The organism is Rhodococcus sp. NPDC019647, from assembly GCF_044389235.1.
Classification (GTDB): domain Bacteria; phylum Actinomycetota; class Actinomycetes; order Mycobacteriales; family Mycobacteriaceae; genus Rhodococcus_F; species Rhodococcus_F oxybenzonivorans.
This window is the reverse complement of the sequence record NZ_JBIRXS010000038.1, coordinates 22778-40087: the sequence shown is the minus strand read 5'-3', so window position 1 is coordinate 40087 and position 17310 is coordinate 22778. Positions and strand designations below refer to the sequence as shown.

General features: G+C 63.9%; 13 protein-coding genes and 1 pseudogene. 5 read left to right on the top strand and 9 right to left on the bottom strand.

The window, feature by feature from the left end:
- Nucleotides 1-16 precede the first annotated feature (16 nt).
- Both ACH49N_RS35250 and ACH49N_RS35245 read right to left on the bottom strand, forming a co-directional pair.
- Nucleotides 17-1126 (bottom strand): hypothetical protein, encoded by a 1110-nt coding sequence (locus ACH49N_RS35250; RefSeq protein ID WP_358277375.1) that lies wholly within the window; start codon nucleotides 1124-1126, stop codon nucleotides 17-19.
- A 3-nt stretch (nucleotides 1127-1129) separates the two neighbouring features.
- The gene (locus tag ACH49N_RS35245) at nucleotides 1130-2359 is read right to left on the bottom strand and encodes a cytochrome P450 (RefSeq protein WP_358277377.1); all 1230 of its coding nucleotides are present in this window, start codon (nucleotides 2357-2359) and stop codon (nucleotides 1130-1132) included.
- 362 nt (nucleotides 2360-2721) lie between these two features.
- Between ACH49N_RS35245 and ACH49N_RS35240 the strand changes: the two genes are divergently transcribed.
- From ACH49N_RS35240 to ACH49N_RS35220, 5 genes and pseudogenes are all read left to right on the top strand, one after another.
- Nucleotides 2722-3270 (top strand): cupin domain-containing protein, encoded by a 549-nt coding sequence (locus tag ACH49N_RS35240; RefSeq protein WP_358277379.1) that lies wholly within the window; start codon nucleotides 2722-2724, stop codon nucleotides 3268-3270.
- 75 nt (nucleotides 3271-3345) lie between these two features.
- Nucleotides 3346-4119 carry an SDR family oxidoreductase gene (locus tag ACH49N_RS35235; protein WP_358277381.1) on the top strand — a complete coding sequence of 258 codons (774 nt, stop codon included), beginning with the start codon at nucleotides 3346-3348 and terminating at the stop codon, nucleotides 4117-4119.
- Between the two features lie 302 nt (nucleotides 4120-4421).
- A pseudogene (locus ACH49N_RS35230) lies at nucleotides 4422-5615 on the top strand (thiolase family protein).
- 23 nt (nucleotides 5616-5638) lie between these two features.
- On the top strand, nucleotides 5639-6823 hold the full coding sequence (locus tag ACH49N_RS35225; protein ID WP_358277383.1) for an acyl-CoA dehydrogenase family protein: 1185 nt from the start codon (nucleotides 5639-5641) through the stop codon (nucleotides 6821-6823).
- A gap of 159 nt (nucleotides 6824-6982) precedes the next feature.
- Nucleotides 6983-7675 carry an alpha/beta fold hydrolase gene (locus ACH49N_RS35220; RefSeq protein ID WP_358277385.1) on the top strand — a complete coding sequence of 231 codons (693 nt, stop codon included), beginning with the start codon at nucleotides 6983-6985 and terminating at the stop codon, nucleotides 7673-7675.
- A gap of 827 nt (nucleotides 7676-8502) precedes the next feature.
- On the opposite strand, the gene ACH49N_RS35215 is transcribed toward ACH49N_RS35220, so the two are convergent.
- The 7 genes from ACH49N_RS35215 to ACH49N_RS35185 form a co-directional block, all read right to left on the bottom strand.
- Nucleotides 8503-9651, bottom strand: a complete 1149-nt coding sequence (locus ACH49N_RS35215; protein ID WP_358277387.1) for a CaiB/BaiF CoA-transferase family protein — start codon at nucleotides 9649-9651, stop codon at nucleotides 8503-8505.
- A gap of 89 nt (nucleotides 9652-9740) precedes the next feature.
- Nucleotides 9741-11372 (bottom strand): NAD(P)/FAD-dependent oxidoreductase, encoded by a 1632-nt coding sequence (locus ACH49N_RS35210; protein WP_358277388.1) that lies wholly within the window; start codon nucleotides 11370-11372, stop codon nucleotides 9741-9743.
- A 90-nt stretch (nucleotides 11373-11462) separates the two neighbouring features.
- A complete protein-coding gene (locus ACH49N_RS35205) occupies nucleotides 11463-11597 on the bottom strand; it encodes a hypothetical protein (RefSeq protein WP_358277390.1) in 135 nt (44 codons plus the stop codon).
- A gap of 924 nt (nucleotides 11598-12521) precedes the next feature.
- The gene (locus ACH49N_RS35200; protein ID WP_358277392.1) at nucleotides 12522-14489 is read right to left on the bottom strand and encodes a GAF domain-containing protein; all 1968 of its coding nucleotides are present in this window, start codon (nucleotides 14487-14489) and stop codon (nucleotides 12522-12524) included.
- A gap of 152 nt (nucleotides 14490-14641) precedes the next feature.
- A complete protein-coding gene (locus ACH49N_RS35195) occupies nucleotides 14642-14794 on the bottom strand; it encodes a hypothetical protein (protein WP_358277394.1) in 153 nt (50 codons plus the stop codon).
- Between the two features lie 268 nt (nucleotides 14795-15062).
- A complete protein-coding gene (locus ACH49N_RS35190; RefSeq protein ID WP_358277396.1) occupies nucleotides 15063-15512 on the bottom strand; it encodes an acyl-CoA thioesterase in 450 nt (149 codons plus the stop codon).
- 539 nt (nucleotides 15513-16051) lie between these two features.
- Nucleotides 16052-17161: an adenylate cyclase regulatory domain-containing protein gene (locus ACH49N_RS35185; protein WP_358277426.1), complete on the bottom strand. Its 1110-nt coding sequence runs from the start codon at nucleotides 17159-17161 to the stop codon at nucleotides 16052-16054.
- Nucleotides 17162-17310 lie beyond the last annotated feature (149 nt).

Here is a 17310-nt window from a genome sequence, read left to right as displayed (position 1 = left end):
ATCGGCACACCGGGGATCAGAGGAAGGCCCACCCGCGCTCACCGCGGGCGCAGGACTCGTAGGCGTCCGGTTCCAATGGTTGCAAGATCCCCGTGGTGGTGCGGTCCTCACAGGTGATGCGGCAATGGTGCTCGTTGAGACCGCTGAGCTTCGAACGCACGGAGGCCTCCCGCACGTCGAATTCGTCGCCTTCCACCATCGGCTCTCCGAAGTATTCGCCGTGATGCAGACCCGTTTCCGGGCTCCCACCGTAGAGGCCGCACTTCATGTACGCGGTCTGGAAACCCAACCGTTCGAAGTGCACTTGCCGCTGCTCACCGGTGTCGAAGGTGTAGTCGATCACGCCCTCGGTGAAGATTTTGGTGTCTTCCTCGAACCGGAGCCGGCGTTCGACGTTGACCACCCTTCCCGCTCCCGGGCGGGGATCACCGAAGTCGTAGAGGACGGTGCGACCCCAGATCGCGAAGTCGTCGAACCAGATCCAGTTCCCGCCCTTCCAGCCGGCCTTCACTGTGCGGCCCGGATGCATTCCGGGTCCGCCGACACCACGCCCGATACCCCAATGCCGGTCCCGGGTTCCGCGCGCGGCACCTTCCGGCCATTCGACTCGGGCGTCGCCGATCTGCACCCACCCGGTCACGTCGCCGAAGCCTTCGAAACCCGCGGTCACGTGCTTCTGGGAACCCGCGGGCGTTGCTGATTTCAAAGATCCGTAGGCGGCGCTGTAGACCTGCCGCTTGCGGTCGACCCAGTCCAGGTCGTAGGAGATGTCCCAGTCGTTGGGTGCAAGTACATGGCGCCATCGTCGAAGCCCCTCGACGATAGACGGCCGGATCGGACCGACTTGCAGGTCCATGCGGTCGACGCCGAGTGGCCGGAACGCACGGATGGACCGGTGGATGCCGCGATAATTGACGATCGCATACGCCTCCGCCAAGTCGAGGTTCGGGTAGAAGGTTCCCCCCGCAGCGATCAGCAGATCACCCACCTCGTCGTGGAAGACGTTCCAGTATCGCTCGTAGAACCGTGGGTCCGAGGAGTAGGCCACCCTGATCGGATCCGGGGTCTGATGAATGAGGTGATCGTCGAGTGGTGCAAGGGGAAACTGCTCGTCGAGGTGCTCCATGGATCAGCTCAACTTCACCGGGAGCCGGGTGGGGCCACGGGTGACCATCGAGTTACTCCAGGCGATCTCCTCGACCGGCTCACTGATCCGGTAGTCCGGGAAGCGCCGCACGATTTCCGTCAGGGCGATCTGCGCCTCGAGCCGGGCGACGGGGGCTCCGAGGCAGAAGTGTGCGCCCTTGGAGAACGCAACATGGGCATTCGGGCGACGCTGAAGATCGAGTTCGTCGGGTCGATCGAACACGGCAGGGTCACGGTTGGCGGCGGCAAGGATCGCGAAAATGCGGTCGCCCTCGGCCAGGTGCTGTCCACCCAGCTCGGTGTCCTCGGCAACGATCCGGGCTGTCGAGAGCACCGGACCGTCGTAGCGCAGGAATTCCTCGATTGCCCCCGGTGTCACCTTGGCCGGATCTGCGCGCAATTCAGCCAGGGTTTCCGGGTGCTCCTGCAACGCCAGGAGGGCATTGCCGATCAAGTGGGCGGTGGTCTCCTGGGCGCCATTGCCGATCATCATCATCGAGGCGACCAGTTCGTCCTCGGTCAGTGTCTCGCCATCGATTTCGCTGGTGATCATGCGGGTGAGCACATCATCCTGCGGCGCCGCCTTCCGGTCCGCAATCAACTCGCGGAACAACTCCGCCATCGACAATGCGCCGTGGCGGGCCCGGCCGTACTTGTTCTCCACCGATCGGGCACTGCCGATGAACAACATCATCTCGTCCGACCACTGCTTGACCTCCGGCAGCCGCTCCCGCGGGACGCCGAGCAGATCCATCACGACATATCCGGGCAGCTGCAGGCCAAAGTCGGTGTAGAAGTCGAACGACTCGTTCTTCGGGAGACCGTCGAGCAATTCCGTGGTGATTTCCACGATCGGCTCGCGAAGGGTCTTCGTCATATTCGGGTTGATCACCTCCGCCAGATGGCGGCGCAGACGGGTATGGTTCGGCGGGTCCTGGAACACCATCCAGATCGACAACCACCGCATGACGTCGGCGGCGGAGGCCTGATCCTTTTCCTTGAGCCGATCGAAGACCGGCACCAAACGGTTCGCCGAGAACACCGCCGGTGTCGTCAACACCGTCTGAACGGACGCCGCGTCCACCGCCAACCAGGCCGACAGCTCCGCGCTCCAGTGCACGGGGGCCTCGGCCCGCATCCGGGCGAAGGTGTCATACGGGTCACGGAGGGTCGCAGGATCCGTCGGGTCGAATTTAGTAGTCGAAGTAGGCACAATTTTCTCCAGATCATGTGGCTGGGGGCCACCACTTCTATCCGCGGCTCGGACTACCCGCGGCTGGGACGTGGCCGGCTCGTGTTTCGAGCATCACACGGATGAGTGCGGACCCGTGGCCGTTAACGTCCAAAACATTGGACATCGGCACAAATAGTCATCGACCCTGGTGGGTGGCGAGATGCGGGCGTGGATGGGCGGACAGTCGAGGACGGAGGCGAGCGCCGTGGGTACTCCTCGCCGCTGCTGGCCTTTCGGCAGTCAGGCCTGACGACACGGTGTCCTCGTCAAGTTGGATAAGGGTACAAAATTTCGTCTCACGGGCCCCGCGCCAAACGAGAGCGTTATGAGACTGTCGTCACATGAGCCTTTCAATCAAACGCGTGGTCACCGGTATCGATTCCAATGGCAAGTCGGTCGCCTACGAAGCGTCCGATGTTGCACCCGTCGAGTTGGCGATGATGCCCGGCGCCCAGTTCTTCGCGATCTGGGGCACCGAGGGAGCCCTCGAGAGTCCCGTTGTCTCCCCGCAACCGGACAACAAGACCTTCTTCCCCGGCCCGGGGGGCACCCGGTTCGGGTTGCTCCGTTTCCCCCCCGAGTCCGCGGCAGAGCCGGACGCCCCTGCGCCCACGGAAGAGGAGCTTTCCGAGTGGGCCACAGAGGCCGAAGCCAAGCTTCCCGGCCTGGTCGGCGTCTTCGAGCCCGACGCCCCAGGTATGCATCAGACCAAAACGGTCGACTACTCGATCGTCGTCGAAGGTGAGCTCTACCTCGAACTCGACGACGGGGCCGAGGTCCACCTTCCCACCGGGGCGACGATCGTGCAGAACGGCGCACGCCACGCCTGGCGCAATCGAAGCGACCAGCCGGCGACCCTCGCCTACATAATCCTCGACGTCGACAAGTAGGAGTCGGCTGGACCTCAACATTGCCGCCGAAACAGATCCCCCCGCCCGGGCATCCGGGATACCTAGGAGATTGTTGTGCCTACCAACCCTTACAAGTCGCTCGATCTGACGGACAGATCGCTGATCGTCACCGGAGCCGGCAGCGGTATCGGCCGCGCCAGTGCAGAGCTGTTCGCTGCGCGTGGTGCAAACGTGATGGTCGCCGACATCAACGAGCAGAACGCGAAAGAGACCGCGGAGCAGATCAAATCCGACGGCGGCCGGGCCGAATACCTGCGCACCGACGTCTCCGTCGAAGAAGAGGTTGAGGCCCTGGTGCACACCACGGTCGAGAAATTCGGTGGCCTGCACGGCGCGTTCAACAACGCCGGAATCGGGCCGCAGTCACCACTTCACGAGACCCGCGCCGAAGACTGGTACCGCACCCTCGGCATCAATCTGACCGGTGTCTTCTTCTGCCTCAAGCACGAAATCGGATACCTGCTCGAGCACGGCGGCGGGTCAATCGTCAACACCGCATCGCTGGCAGGGTACAAGGCGGTTCCCGGGATGCCGGCGTACGTGTCGAGCAAACACGGCGTCGTAGGACTCACCCGCGCCGCCTCCCTGGACTACGCCTCCCAAGGCATCCGGGTCAACGTCATCCTGCCCGGCACCATCGCCACCCCGATGCTCGACTCGGTGCTGCACGATCCGGTGCTGGCGAAGTCATTGGCAGAGGGTCAACCGATCGGACATGTCGGGAACTCGATCGACATCGCCGAGCAGGCTGCCTGGCTACTCTCCGACGCCTCCGCCTTTTCGACGGGTGCACTGTTCTTCGTCGACGGCGGCAGCAGCGGAGTCTGACGGCATCCTCACCGAACACGGGTCCACGTCATCGTGGTGGTGCTTGTGGGACTGTCCAATTCTGCCAAGCGCCCGCCGAGGGAACCGCGCTAATACCCTGCTACACAAGGAACATCACTCTCACCTTCGGTGATTGCCTCGAGTACCTGGGTTCGCTGCCACCACACTTCGCACCACCGGCCTAGTACCAGTTGTGCCGAGAAGCGGCCCCAGGAGGCCATTGACCTCGAGGCGGTCGGCGCCCATGCCAGCCCCCCTCCGGGCACCGACCGCTTCCCCTGCAACCGAAAGAAGTTCAACTCATGACCAACGCGGTGATCATCGATGCCGTCCGCCTCGCCTCCGGCAAGGGCAAGCCGGGTGGTGCCCTGTCCGGCACCCACCCCGTCGACCTGCTCGCCCACGTGCTGCGCGCCGTTGGTCGACCGCAACAACCTCGACCCGGTTCTGGTCGACGATGTCATCGGCGGCTGCGTCTCCCAGGTCGGAGAACAGGCGCTGAACATCTCCCGCTCTGCGCTGCTGGCGGCCGGGTTCCCGGAGTCGGTGCCCGCGACGACCGTCGACCGCCAGTGCGGGTCGAGCCAGCAGGCCGCGCATTTCGCGGCGCAGGGCGTCATCGCCGGCGCGTACGACATCGTCATCGCCTGCGGGGTGGAATCGATGAGCCGCATCCCGTTGGGCGCCGCGTCGATCGGTCAGGACACTGCCGGACCGGGCATCGCCACCCGCTACCGGCAAGGCCTGGTCCATCAGGGCATCTCCGCCGAGCTGATCGCGGCCAAGTGGAAGTTCGACCGCGAGGCCCTCGATGTGTTCTCGGCCGAATCCCACCGCCGGGCCGCCGCCGCGGCCGCGGCCGGATTTTTCGCCAATGAGATCGTGCCCATAGCGGTACACAACGACAACGGCAACGTCGTCGAACACACCGACGACGAGACGGTACGCGCCGCGACCACCGCAGCCGGGTTGTCCGGCCTCGAGCCGTCGTTCCGCACCGACGAGTACGCCGCCCGGTTCCCCGAGGCGCAGTGGCTGATCACCCCGGGCAATTCGTCGCCGCTGACCGACGGGGCGTCAGCGGTGCTGATCATGAGCGAGGAAGCCGCGGCCAAACTGGGCCTGACTCCCCGGGCGCGGTTCCATTCCTTCGCCGTCGCCGGGGACGATCCGCTGTTCATGCTCACCGCCCCCACTCCCGCCACCCGCAAGGTGCTGGCCAGGTCCGGGCTGGGCATCGACGACATCGACGCCTTCGAAGTCAACGAGGCTTCGCGCCGGTGCCGTTGATGTGGGCGCACGAGTTCGGGGCCGACCCGGCCCGGATGAACCCCCGAGGTGGCGCGATCGCCCTCGGACACGCCCTCGGCTCGTCCGGCACCCGGTTGCTGACCACGCTGATCAACCACCTCGAGTCCACCGGTGGCCGCTACGGCCTGCAGACCATGTGCGAAGGCGCCGGCATGGCCAACGCCACCATCATCGAACGCCTCTGAAACGAAAAGTCGGAACAACAACGATGCAGCGCACCTTCTTCGAAGAAGACCACCAGGCGTACCGGGAGACGGTGCGCGAATTCCTCGCCCGCGAGGTCGAACCACACTACGAGCGGTGGGAGACCGAGCGGCTCATCGACCGCTCCGCCTGGCTCGCCGCCGGCAAGTCCGGGATCGTCGGCCTCGCCATCCCCGAGGCATACGGCGGTTCCGGCGTGACCGACTACCGATTCCGCAACGTCGTCGCCGAAGAGATCGCCCGCACCGGTACCACCTCCTTCGGTGCGGGTATGAGCCTGCAGGACGACGTCGCACTTCCGTACATCATCGATCTCAGTACCGACGATCAGAAGCAGCGCTGGCTGCCCGGCATGGCCGCCGGCGAACTCATCGGGGCGATCGCGATGACCGAACCCGGCACCGGATCGGACCTGCAAGGAATCAAGACCACCGCCGTCCGCGACGGTGACGACTGGATCCTCACCGGACAGAAAACCTTCATCACCAACGGCATCCACGCCGACGTGGTGATCGTCGTCGCCCGCACCGACCCCGGTGCCGGCGCCCGCGGCTTCTCCCTGCTCGTCGTCGAACGCGACATGCCCGGCTTTACCCGAGGACGCAAACTGCACAAGATCGGCCTGGCCGGCCAGGACACCGCCGAACTGTCCTTCGACCAGGTGCGGGTACCAGGATCGAACCTGCTCGGCGCCGAAGGCCGCGGCTTCCTCCACCTGATGGAGCACCTTCCACTCGAACGGACCTCCATCGCCGTCGCATCGATCACCGGCGCACGCGCCGCCTACGAATGGACCAAGAACTACGTGTTCGAGCGCACCGCGTTCGGCGCACCGATCGGCGACCTGCAGAACACTCGCTTCGCTCTCGCCGAGATGCTCACCGAAATTGAAGTCACCCAGTCGCATATCGACCGGTGCGTTCTGGCCCTCAATGCCGGGGAGCTGACCGCCGTCGACGCCGCCAAGGCCAAATGGTGGGCCAGCGAATTACAGAAACGTGTCGTCGATCGGTGTGTGCAATTGCACGGCGGCTACGGCTACATGCTGGAATATCCCATCGGCCGCGCCTACGTCGACACCCGCGTCCACACCATCTACGGCGGCACCACCGAAATCATGAAGGAAATCATCGGCCGCGACATCGCCGCCGACATGTCCGCACCGCGTAACCCGAACACCGGGCAGTAGGCTCCGTGACCGAACTCGTTCCCATTCAAGGAAGACGTGCCCGGCGGGCCAGTTCACACGCATGAACTGGGCCAGCAACAAGGACGGGCGATCAAGTAACCAACTGCCGGCGGCTGTTTGATGCGGCCACCCGGCGTAACGCGAACTGAGGTGGAACGTATGGCCAAGCCCGTACTTCTCGTGCACGGTGCCTTCACCGGAGCATGGGCATGGGACAAAGTGATCGCCGAACTCGAACAACACGGCATACGGGTAGACACCGTAAATCTGACGAGCCGCGGTCCGGACGGAACGCTCGAGCGAGATGCCCAGGCAGTCCGCGACGCGCTGAAGGATTTCGACGAGCCGGCCGTCTTGGTCGGCCACTCGTACGGTGGGGCCGTAATTACCCGTGCCGCCGCGGACAACGACGCCGTGGCACATCTCGTCTACGTCTGTGCAGCTCTGCCCCAGACCGGCGAATCCGTAAGCGACCTCCTGAGCCGCGACCCGGAGCCACAGGGTGATCTCGCGGCAGCGCTCGAGCCACGGGAGGACGGCACCGCCACCCTCGCGCGGGAGGCAGCACGGGAGACCATGTTCAACGACGCCCCAGACGAGCAAGTCGCCCACATATTGGACAAGATGGGACCACACGCGCTCGGCACGCTCGGCGAGAGCGCCACTGGGCTCGGCTGGCAGCAACACCCCACCACCTACGTGATCACGCTCCAGGACAAGATGTTCTCCGTCGCCTTGCAGCACGAGTTCGCACGCCACGTCGACACTGTCGTCAAGGTGGACGCGGGACACGGACCGATGTTCACCAAACCGGCCGAGATCGCCGAGGCGATCGCCGCAGCAGCGAGCTGACACAGTCCACAGGGCCGGGCCGGAACGAATTCCGCCCGGCCCGGCGACGCGTAGTCAGCCGATCTTGAACTCCTGGCCCCTTTTTCGCGGGGACACGACACCCCTCGTACTCGACGGGTCGATGGTCTGGCCGAAGGCCGTCGAGTGGGGTGCCTGCCCGATACTGCGGGCGTGTCGTCTCAACAGCACCGTGTCGTCTCAACAGCACCGTGGCGTGTCATCGAGTCACATGACGCTCTGAAGGGGGCCAGCAACGACGTCCAGGCAGTGGCCGGTCGTTGGGTGTCGGTCTAGGCGAGTGGGCGGGTGGTCTGCCTCGTTGCTGTTCGCGAGCCCTCCCGACTCGGTTCACCGAGCGGCGGCGCAGCTCCCCACCGATCGCGACTGTCCGCCGGCGACATTGGCCGCGTGTCGGCCGGGAGATTTGCAGTTCACCTGCCCATTCGGCGGTATCGGTGAGCAATCGCACAGACCCGGCGATCGGGGGGAGAGCTGACGTTCAAGCGTATTGCGGATGGTGCGGGCCGGACTGGTTCGACTGGCGAGGTGTGCGCATCGATCCCTGGGGCGGGAGGCGACAGAAGTTACGATCAGCCCGATCGGGATGCAGCAGGTGCTGTTGACGATGATCTGGCGGACGAGCACCCCTGCGGGAGGAGGCCGGCCCCACATCCCGAGATGCGCTCGCAGTTTGCTCGAGGCTCCTGAAATCGCTCCTCATTAACGTTTTCAGCGGGGCATCACTGGCTCGCTTGCCGATCAGGACCCGGCAATCGCGACTACATGAGGGCCCGGAGGGCGTTCCCGGTCAGTGGCTAGGGCGAACGCTACTGGGCCGGTTCAAGGCCGTTCCGGCCACCGCCCGACGGATCGTCGAGGATGCCTGTCTCGTCGATCTCGAGCTCGGCGAGCACCTGGCGCGTTTGGTCGCTTCCCCACGCGCTGGTGCCCAGCGGCCGAAGCGTCGTTCGGCTGAACCGGGGCGCCGGCGAGGGAAGGAGATCGTCGCCGGCTCGGGTGAAGATTCCGCGTTCCCGGTTGTGCGGATGGTCCGCGGCCTCCGTCCCCGTCAACACCGGGGAGAGGCAGGCACCAGCGGCCTCTGGGTGCTCGGACCACTCGGATTGCGTGCGCTGGGCGAAGACGGCCCCGAGTCGTTCACGCCACCAGGGCCAGGTGGCACGATCCCACCGATCCGGCCCGTCGTCTCGAATTTCGAGCAGCGCCAGTAGGGACTTCCAGTACTTCTCCTCCACGGCTCCGACCGCGACAAGGTGGCCGTCAGATGTTGGGTATACGTCGTAGAACGGGGCGCCGGAGTCGTTGAGGTTCGAACCTCGGTCGTCGTTCCACCGGCCCTCGTTGCGCATCTCGTGACTCATGGTGCTCAGCAGCGCGTGGCCCTCGAGCATCGAGGTGTCGACCACCTGTCCCATGCCGGACTCGCGGGCCTCCAGCACGGCAGCGGTCACTCCGAGCGTGAGCAGCATTGCGCCCCCACCGTCGGCGAGCAAGTTCATCGGGGGTGCCGGCACGGTGTCGGCGCGTCCGAGGTGGGCGAGAACGCCGGAGACGGCGAGGAAGTTGATGTCGTGGCCGGGCTGGTTCGCCAAGGGCCCGGTCTGCCCCCAACCGGTGATGCGTCCGTAGACCAGCCGGGGATTTGCGGCCATACAGTCGGCGGGTCCCACTCCGAGGCTCTCAGTGACTTCGGGTAAGAAGCCCTCGATGACGGCATCGACCCGGCTCGCGATCGCGAGCGCGGCCCGCCGGCCCGCACGGGTGCGCAGATCGAGACTCACTCTCCGCCGGCCCCGCCCGATCCCGACGTCTCCTGACGGTGTGATGTCATCGGCGGGCCGAGGGCGGCAGATGCTGATCACCTCGGCGCCGAGATCGGCCAGCAGCATTCCGCTGAAACGCACCGGACCTCGGCCCCCGAGCTCGAGTACCCGCAGTCCGTGCAGGGGTCCCACATCGATTCCTTTCCCGTTCGGATCATCGCGCTTTGAGGGCCCGCTCGTCCTCTTGAACGAGCGGGCCCTGAAAAACGCGCCGATGTCAGCTAGGCAAGAGCGTGCGCCGCATCAAGCACGTAGCTCGAGAACCCGCTCTCCACCTCCTGCTTCACCGCTGCGACGTAGTTGCCCAAGCCGCCCAGGTAGCACAAGGTGCTCGGCTTCTTTCCGGGTACGTTCGCGCCCAGGAACCACGGCCGATCACCCAGGCCCTGCTCGAGCAACGTCGCCTTGAGGACCATGTCGCACTGGTCCGACCAGGCCTCGACACCCTCCGGAGTGGCCTCGACACGGGTGGCCTTCTCGGCCAGGGCGCGTTCGAGGATCTTTTCGATGAGCTCGACCTGCGTCTCGATGACCGGTGGGTGGCTGGCGAAAGGCGCCTGAGGTCCCAGGATGGTGAACAGGTTCGGGAAGCCGGCCGCGGACAGACCGAGCAACATCTTGGCCCCATCTGCCCACTGCTCCGCGATCGTGCGACCTCCGACTCCGCGGATGTCCAGGTTGGCCAGGGGGCCGGTGATGGCGTCGAATCCGGTTGCGTAGATGATCACGTCAAGCTCGTACTCGGCGCCGCTCACGGTACGTAGACCGGTCGCGGTGATCTCGTGGATCGGATCCTCCCGCACACTCACCAGAGATACGTTCGGACGGTTGTACGTCTCGTAGTAGAAGGTTCCCAGCGGTGGGCGCTTGCCGCCGATCGGGTGGGTCGTGGGGCAGAGCAGCTCGGCGGTGTGCGGATCCTTCACGATGGTCCGGATCTTGCGGCGGACGAACTCCGCGGCCGCGTCGTTGACGCGCTGGTCTACCAACAGGTCGTCGACAGTCTCGAAGATGAATCGGAAACCGCCGGCCTCCCAACCGGCCTCGAAGACCTTCTCCAGCTCCTCGTCGCTGAGCTCGGAACCAAGCCGCTGCGGAGATTCCATCGGGAAGCCGAAGACGTGCTTGAACGCCTTGTCCCAGACACTCTCGTAGTCGCGACTGAGCTCGGCCTTCTGCTCGGGCGACAACGCATGGTTGCGTGTGGGCACCACGAAGTTGGGGGTGCGCTGGAAGACCGTCAGATGCTCGGCGACGTGCGCGACACTCTGGATGACCTGGACCCCGGTGGCGCCGGTACCGATGACGCCGACCCGCTTGCCGGCCAGGTCAACAGGCTCGTGGGGCCACTGGGACGTCGAATAGTACTCGCCCTGGAAGGAGTCGGCTCCAGGGAAGGGGGGCTTGAAGGCGACGCCCAGCCACCCGAGGCCGGTGATCAACCACCGGCAGCTGACCTCGAGGCCGTCCTTGGTGACCACGGTCCAACGGTTCGTGTTCTCGTCGAAGGTCGCGCCCGTGACCTGCGTGTTGAACCGGATGTGCTTGCGCATGTCGTGCTTGTCGGCGACATGGCGAAGGTAGTCGAGCGTGTCGGGCTGCGCGGAGAAACGCTCACGGAAGTCCCATTGCTCCCAGCCCTCACGGTCGAAGGAGAGGCAGTAGGCCCAGCTCTCGGTGTCGGTCCGCGCGCCGGGGTACCGGTTCCAGTACCAGGTTCCGCCGACATCGGTACCGGCCTCGAACACTTGCATGGACAGGCCGAGCTTGCGCAGGGAGTGGATTGTGCGCAGGCCGGCGAAGCCTGCGCCGATGACGACGGCGTCCACGTCGGACAGGGTCTGCAATGGCATAACGGGTGGTCCCTTCGATCTTTCAGGTTGTGTGTTGCTGGGTGCGCCGGCATCGGCGGTCTATCTAGATCGACGAACTGGCGTCGAGGATTAGGTGGGCAAGGTGGCCGGCGCGCTGCCGTGGGTGCCAGCCGGGTCGGACTCGTCCTGGACCCGGCCGCCCACCGAAAGGCGCATGTCTTCGGTGGTGACGCCAGTGACGACTCGCTGGAGGGGAACGGTCATGAGCCACTGTGACACGCATCTCAGAACCGGTCATCCTCGTGCCCAGCACAAGTTTGTGCACTAATACAGAAGCGTCCGAGGAACGGCTCCGCTGGGCTCCCGCGGCGATAAGTGCGGGATCCGGATCGATCTGGGGGGCGTCGACCTGCGGAGAAGGCGACGCCTCTGCCGGAACGGGACCCGCGGCCCCGGCACCGGTATGGTCTGGCTGGTTGAGCGGGGCTGCTGGTTCGACCCCGACAGACGAACCTCGCCGACGGCACCACTCGGCAGCTGCCTCACGGGGTCCGATCATCAGGCGACTTTCATGCGGTGGCTTCCCCGAGAGACTTCGGGCAGCGGTCTGCGTCCTGGGAGTACGACGGCCCCGAGCGGGTCGATATGACTGATTTGCCGTGACGGATCAGGAGCTCGGGGAGGGAACGAGCATTACTACCGGGTCGTCAAAGGGAGCCCGCGCCACCACCGGCATCCTGCAGCCCCTGGAACCCACGCATCACCTGCGTCGATCGGCAGTCGGGCTGGTGACTGTGGAACGACCACTGCACGCCTCTTTGTAGGGATACACAAAATGCCGCCTCGGATCATGGCAGCGAACCCTGGGCGACCTATCGCCGCAGAGGCAGACACCGCCGCGGCCCAGGTAGAACCATCGTCGGGCCACTTCTTCGCCCCTGGCTACCTTCGTGGGAGCTGAAAAGTTGAGATTCCAACGTCGCGGCGCGGTCCCAGGCTGCAACAACTCCATCGACTGGGACGTACGACTTCTCCCTGGATATGACCAAACATCATCAGACTCACTAGCCGCAACAGGTCCTGCGTGGATCCTTGGCCTCGTAGGGCGCCCACGAAGGTCACTGATCAGCGCAGATCGCAGTGCGTCCCAGCACGCGGGAACGTCTGAAACCGCCAACCTCAGAGTTGCTATTCCACTTCCGCGTCGTCCGCGTCGTCCGCGTCGTTGGCGTCGTTGGCGTCGTTCTGATCGCTGGTTTCCGTGAGGTGATCTGTCATCGCGGATGCCGGGGGGAGTAGACCATTCATCCGCAGAATGAGGAGTGCGAGCTGGGCAGTGAGCTGGGCGTGTGCATCGGTGGCGACGTCGAGGCCGGTCAGCTGCTCGATTCTGGCGGTGCGATAGCGGATGGTGTTGGCGTGTACCCCGAGAAGTCGCGCGGCGCGTCGAACGCTCCACCCGGCATCCAAGAAGACGCTGAGCGTGGTCAACAACTCCCGGGTTTTGGCGCTGTCCGACGCCAGGAGCGGGCCAAGTGCGTCATGCGCGTAGCGCAAGGCATCAGTCGGGTCGGTGGAGGACAAGAGCAGACGGCCGGCGCCCAGCTCGTCCACGGTGAGGAATTGAGTGCCGGGAATACCCAAATGGTGGTGCATGCAGGACAGGACCTGACGGGCCTCGTTGAAGGCGCGGGTGTCCTCACCCGGGGCGTGGGCCACGGTGGAGATGGCAACGTTCAGCGCCTCCTCGGAGGCGATTCCGGTGAGGGCGGCGCGGACTCGCGCTTTGGCCCAGGCGACACCGCGGCGGTGATCGGCACTCTCGGGAAGCTCGAGAATCAGGGCAATGTCGTTCCCGGATGGCGCCGCCATGACCGCCGAGGGGGATTCCCGATCGGTGAGCCGTTTGGCCAGCATCTGAGGTGAAATCTGCAGGGCCGCATCCTTCTGCCGCGCGGCAACCAGACATACGACGCGGGGAACATCCAGACGCAGGCCCAACACCTCCGCCCGCTCCTCGAGCGCCGCGACCGACTCATCTCCACGTAACAGACTTCCCGTGAACGCCTCGATCGTGTGCCATTGAACGGTACCGGCGCGTCGCTCACCGGATCTTTCCAGCGCGATGTTCAGCGCGGCGCGGCGAACCACGGCCTCATCGAGCGGACTCAATCGACGACCGTGCTCGGCTACCACCACGTAGCCCCAGCAATCCCCCTCGAGCATGACGGCGCAGAGGAGGAGACGATGATGCAACCCAAGCCAGGGGAGAGGTTGGATCACCGTGGGCGTTCCGGGCTTCAATTGGGCAAGCGATTCCCTGACCGCTGGAGCCTCGCGGATATCCTTGTCCAACAATTTAGGGGTGAAGTTCTGCGCGGACCGGGCGGGGGAGGACAAAACTCGTCGTCGGAAGGCGTTGTCGTAGATCGCGCACGGTTTGCCCAGAAGGCGGGCGACCGTGTCACCAATCTCCTTGAGGCTCGACCCTCGAAGCACTATCTCTGTCAACTGCTCTTCCAGGCTGGCGGCTTGCCGCAGTTGTTCGATCTGGGTGGCTACCGTGGACAGACTCGAGCGCAGCCGAGTGGTCAGCTGTGTCTGCCGGATCGCCGTGGCCCCCAGGTCCGCGAACGCGACAGCGAGTTCCTGGTCCGCGGCGCTGAACTCGACCGGGGTGTTTTCGCTGTCGAGGTAGACGACCCCGATGACTTCATCGTGAAGGACCATCGGAACACCGAGGACGGATTGAGCGTTCCATCGGCGCATCGCGGATTTGATCGGTCGCGGGTCGGACAGGGTGTTCAAGAGGGCCACCGGTCGGCGAGTCGTGAGGATCTCCCGAGTGAAACTGTCCTGCATCGTGCCGCTGACCAGCTGTTTGACTTGGGCGTCGATATTGGTCGGGGCATGCGCCGCCCGACCGTGCAGAAGCCCGGTCTCCTTATCCACCAGATGGATGCTGCATCGGTCGGCACCGGTCAATTGGCACAACTTTTCGGCGATCACATGCAATACGACATCGAGATCGCGTCCCTCGGCCAACGCCTCGGCCACCTCACGAAACGCGGTGCACGCCCGGATGTCGGCGCGGTACGAACCGGGTGCCGTGCCAGCCGGTTTACGCTTATCAGGCAGGGGGGCTGCAGTGCTCACACGAATCTCCGTTGATCTGGGTCACGCCTGGAGGTAACCCATAATGTGAAGCCTGCCACATGACCCATGCAGTGCCATGCTCGCGATGAGAAACCCTGATGTGAAATTTCCGCGCGGCCTCACCGAGGATGCTCGCATAGCGGGCGTTTCTGTCACGTCGGTGCGGTGGTCGACGGTAGGACCGGATGACGGAACTGACCATGGCTGACCGTAGGGCCGTCCACGGCGATCGCGATCGACGAGCCGGGTATGGCGAAAATCTCGACGAGCTGTGCACCCGCGACCGGCGGCATCGCGACAGGCATTGAGGGCAGCTTTGATCCCGAAGGCGGTGCATCCCGGGACAGCAGGCCCACCGACGTACGAGCCGAACGTTGTTGCGGCGTTGATCTTGCTGGGCGGCGCTGGCAATGGGCGGCAAGCAGCTGGCGCCGTACCCATTGTGCGTGCGTTCGGTGAACTTTGACGGCAGGTCTGCGGCGTCATTGACGGACGGCCGAACGCATTAGGTACCGTCCTGCGAGGCCGGATGTCCGTGCTTCTTCATGAACCGTCTCACAGGTCCGTGGCCTCTCAAAGTTGGATCTGGGGCAGCAGGCACTTATGTAACGCGAGCCGGTAGTCCTCACTCAACCCGGCTGCGCCGGCTTGGCCTTCGATGGTATTCACGTCGACAGACCGCGACACGGCCACACAGCGGCCCCCCTGGAAGAGAGCAGCCCCTAGCCGTACCGAGGTTCTTCCGATCTCCTGGACGCCGATTCCGAGCTGTACCTCGCCGGGGTAGGAAACTTCCGCGGCATAGTCGATTTCGACGTGTGCCAGCACCATCCTCATTGTGCGTTTCTCGGACAGATAGCTGTCTACCATTCGATACAGATGGACCCGTGCCTCTTCGAAAAATCTCGCGATCGCCACGTTGTTCACATGGCCGATGGTGTCAATGTCCCCGAACACCAGGCTGAGGTCGCGCTGACACGGGTACTTGCCGAGCGGCAGGCGATCCAGGCGATACATGGTCATGAATTACTCCAGGTGTCCGTGTTGGTGTGATGAAGAAGCTGACCACCACAGGCCGAGCACATTCTCCGCATCGTCGGACGACGCAGAACCAGGTCGGACATCGCCGACTCAGATAGTGGGGTGGGCCTCGGACCGGCAAGCATGTGCTGATCGTCTCAGTAACGTCAGTAACAGGATTCTTTCTCGACGGGCCCTTGCTGTGCAGAACTACAAAAACCACGTCAGTGGGATGAACCGGCACGACCAGATCGCCACCTGGCCAGCACTCCCGTCGTCAGATTCTTGTTGAGTCACCCAACACTCAAAATGGGCAGAAAGCTGGAGTGCTGCATGATCGAGTCACAGAGCCGGGAGTCCCGTCCAATCCATCGCGTCGAGGTCGAGGCTGTCAACGACAGTTTGGGCGAGAGCCACGAGGTGGTGAGCGGTCCTTACGGGGCGGACCCGAGGTACCTGACTGCCAATTTGCGAACTTGCACGCGGCTCGCGTGCAGGGACATATTCGTCTGTCTTCCTGTTCTGCACGCGCGGCCACCACATCAACGATCCTGCGCCGGAGATCGGTCATCCCTTTGCTGCTTCACGCGTATTCGATATAGCTGACTGCCCTGGGTTAATCCCTTCAGTTGATATGTTCCGGCCGATTCAATGGTTATTTCAGCACTGCTGATTCGGCGCATGGTCGCACTGTCTGCAAGTACCTCGAGCGGCTCGGCTATGGTGGCGATCCTGCTGGCCCGATTCAGCGGTTGGCCAATCCAATCGCCAGCGCTGCGGACAGCGGTACCCCACGCAATGCCGGCATGTATGGGCGGAAGGCCCTGCTGTTGAGCGGCGGCAAGAATTTTGAGCACAACTACAGCCAGTCGTGTTGGATCGGGTGATAATAACATCACCGCGTCGCCCACTGTTTTGACGAACTGGACCGGTGGTTCGACCAAATCTGTAGTTAGGGTGTCGAGTCGATCCGCCAAGTCGCCCAATTCGGTCGGCGTCAACTGTTCGCCTAACACTGTGAACCCGACCATATCGGCGAAACACGCTGCGATCACATGTGATTCAGACGTATGTTCAGTAGCGATGTCTGCACGAATTTGTTGACTGATTTGCTGTCGAAGGCGAGTGGCGACTGCCCGGTGGAGAAGTTGGGATTGAAATTCGGCGAACCGTTGCAACTCGCGTGCAAATTGTAAAGCGATTTCGGGTCGATCACGGTTGGTGTGCAGATTGTTCTGTATCAATGACTTGCTCGCGTCGGCTAAAGTCGAGGTATTTCGGCCCACGATCCGGGCGAACGCGAACAACCCGGCGTCTGCGATACCCAAAGCGCGATACTCGTTGAGCAGTTGCGCAAGGCGCAGGTCGTCATCGTTATAATCTACCGAAGTACTTTCAGACACGCCGCGGCCCATTGACCTAAACCATCTCTCCACGTCTTCCGGCGAAATGTCGGTCGATTGTGAAATCTGCTCCAACGAGTATATGGCGCCGTGGGGCGACAAGGTCACGTCGAGCAATTCGTAACCTAACTGGCCTTCACGAGTTGCGGACACGAGGCCATCGGTACTGATCCCTCGGTCGGCGAGATATTGCAGTACCCGGATGCGAGTAGATCGTTCTGTTCCGTCCAGGCCATCCAACAAGCCCACCTCTGCGAATTCGCGAATACGCCGGTGCCGTCGAAAAACTCGGACGAACGCGGACAACTGACTACCCATTGACGACGGCACGTCACGATTGTCTCAGGCCGCGCCCCGAGGCGGCTCCGGACCAGACTCAGTGCCGATTCCATGCCCAG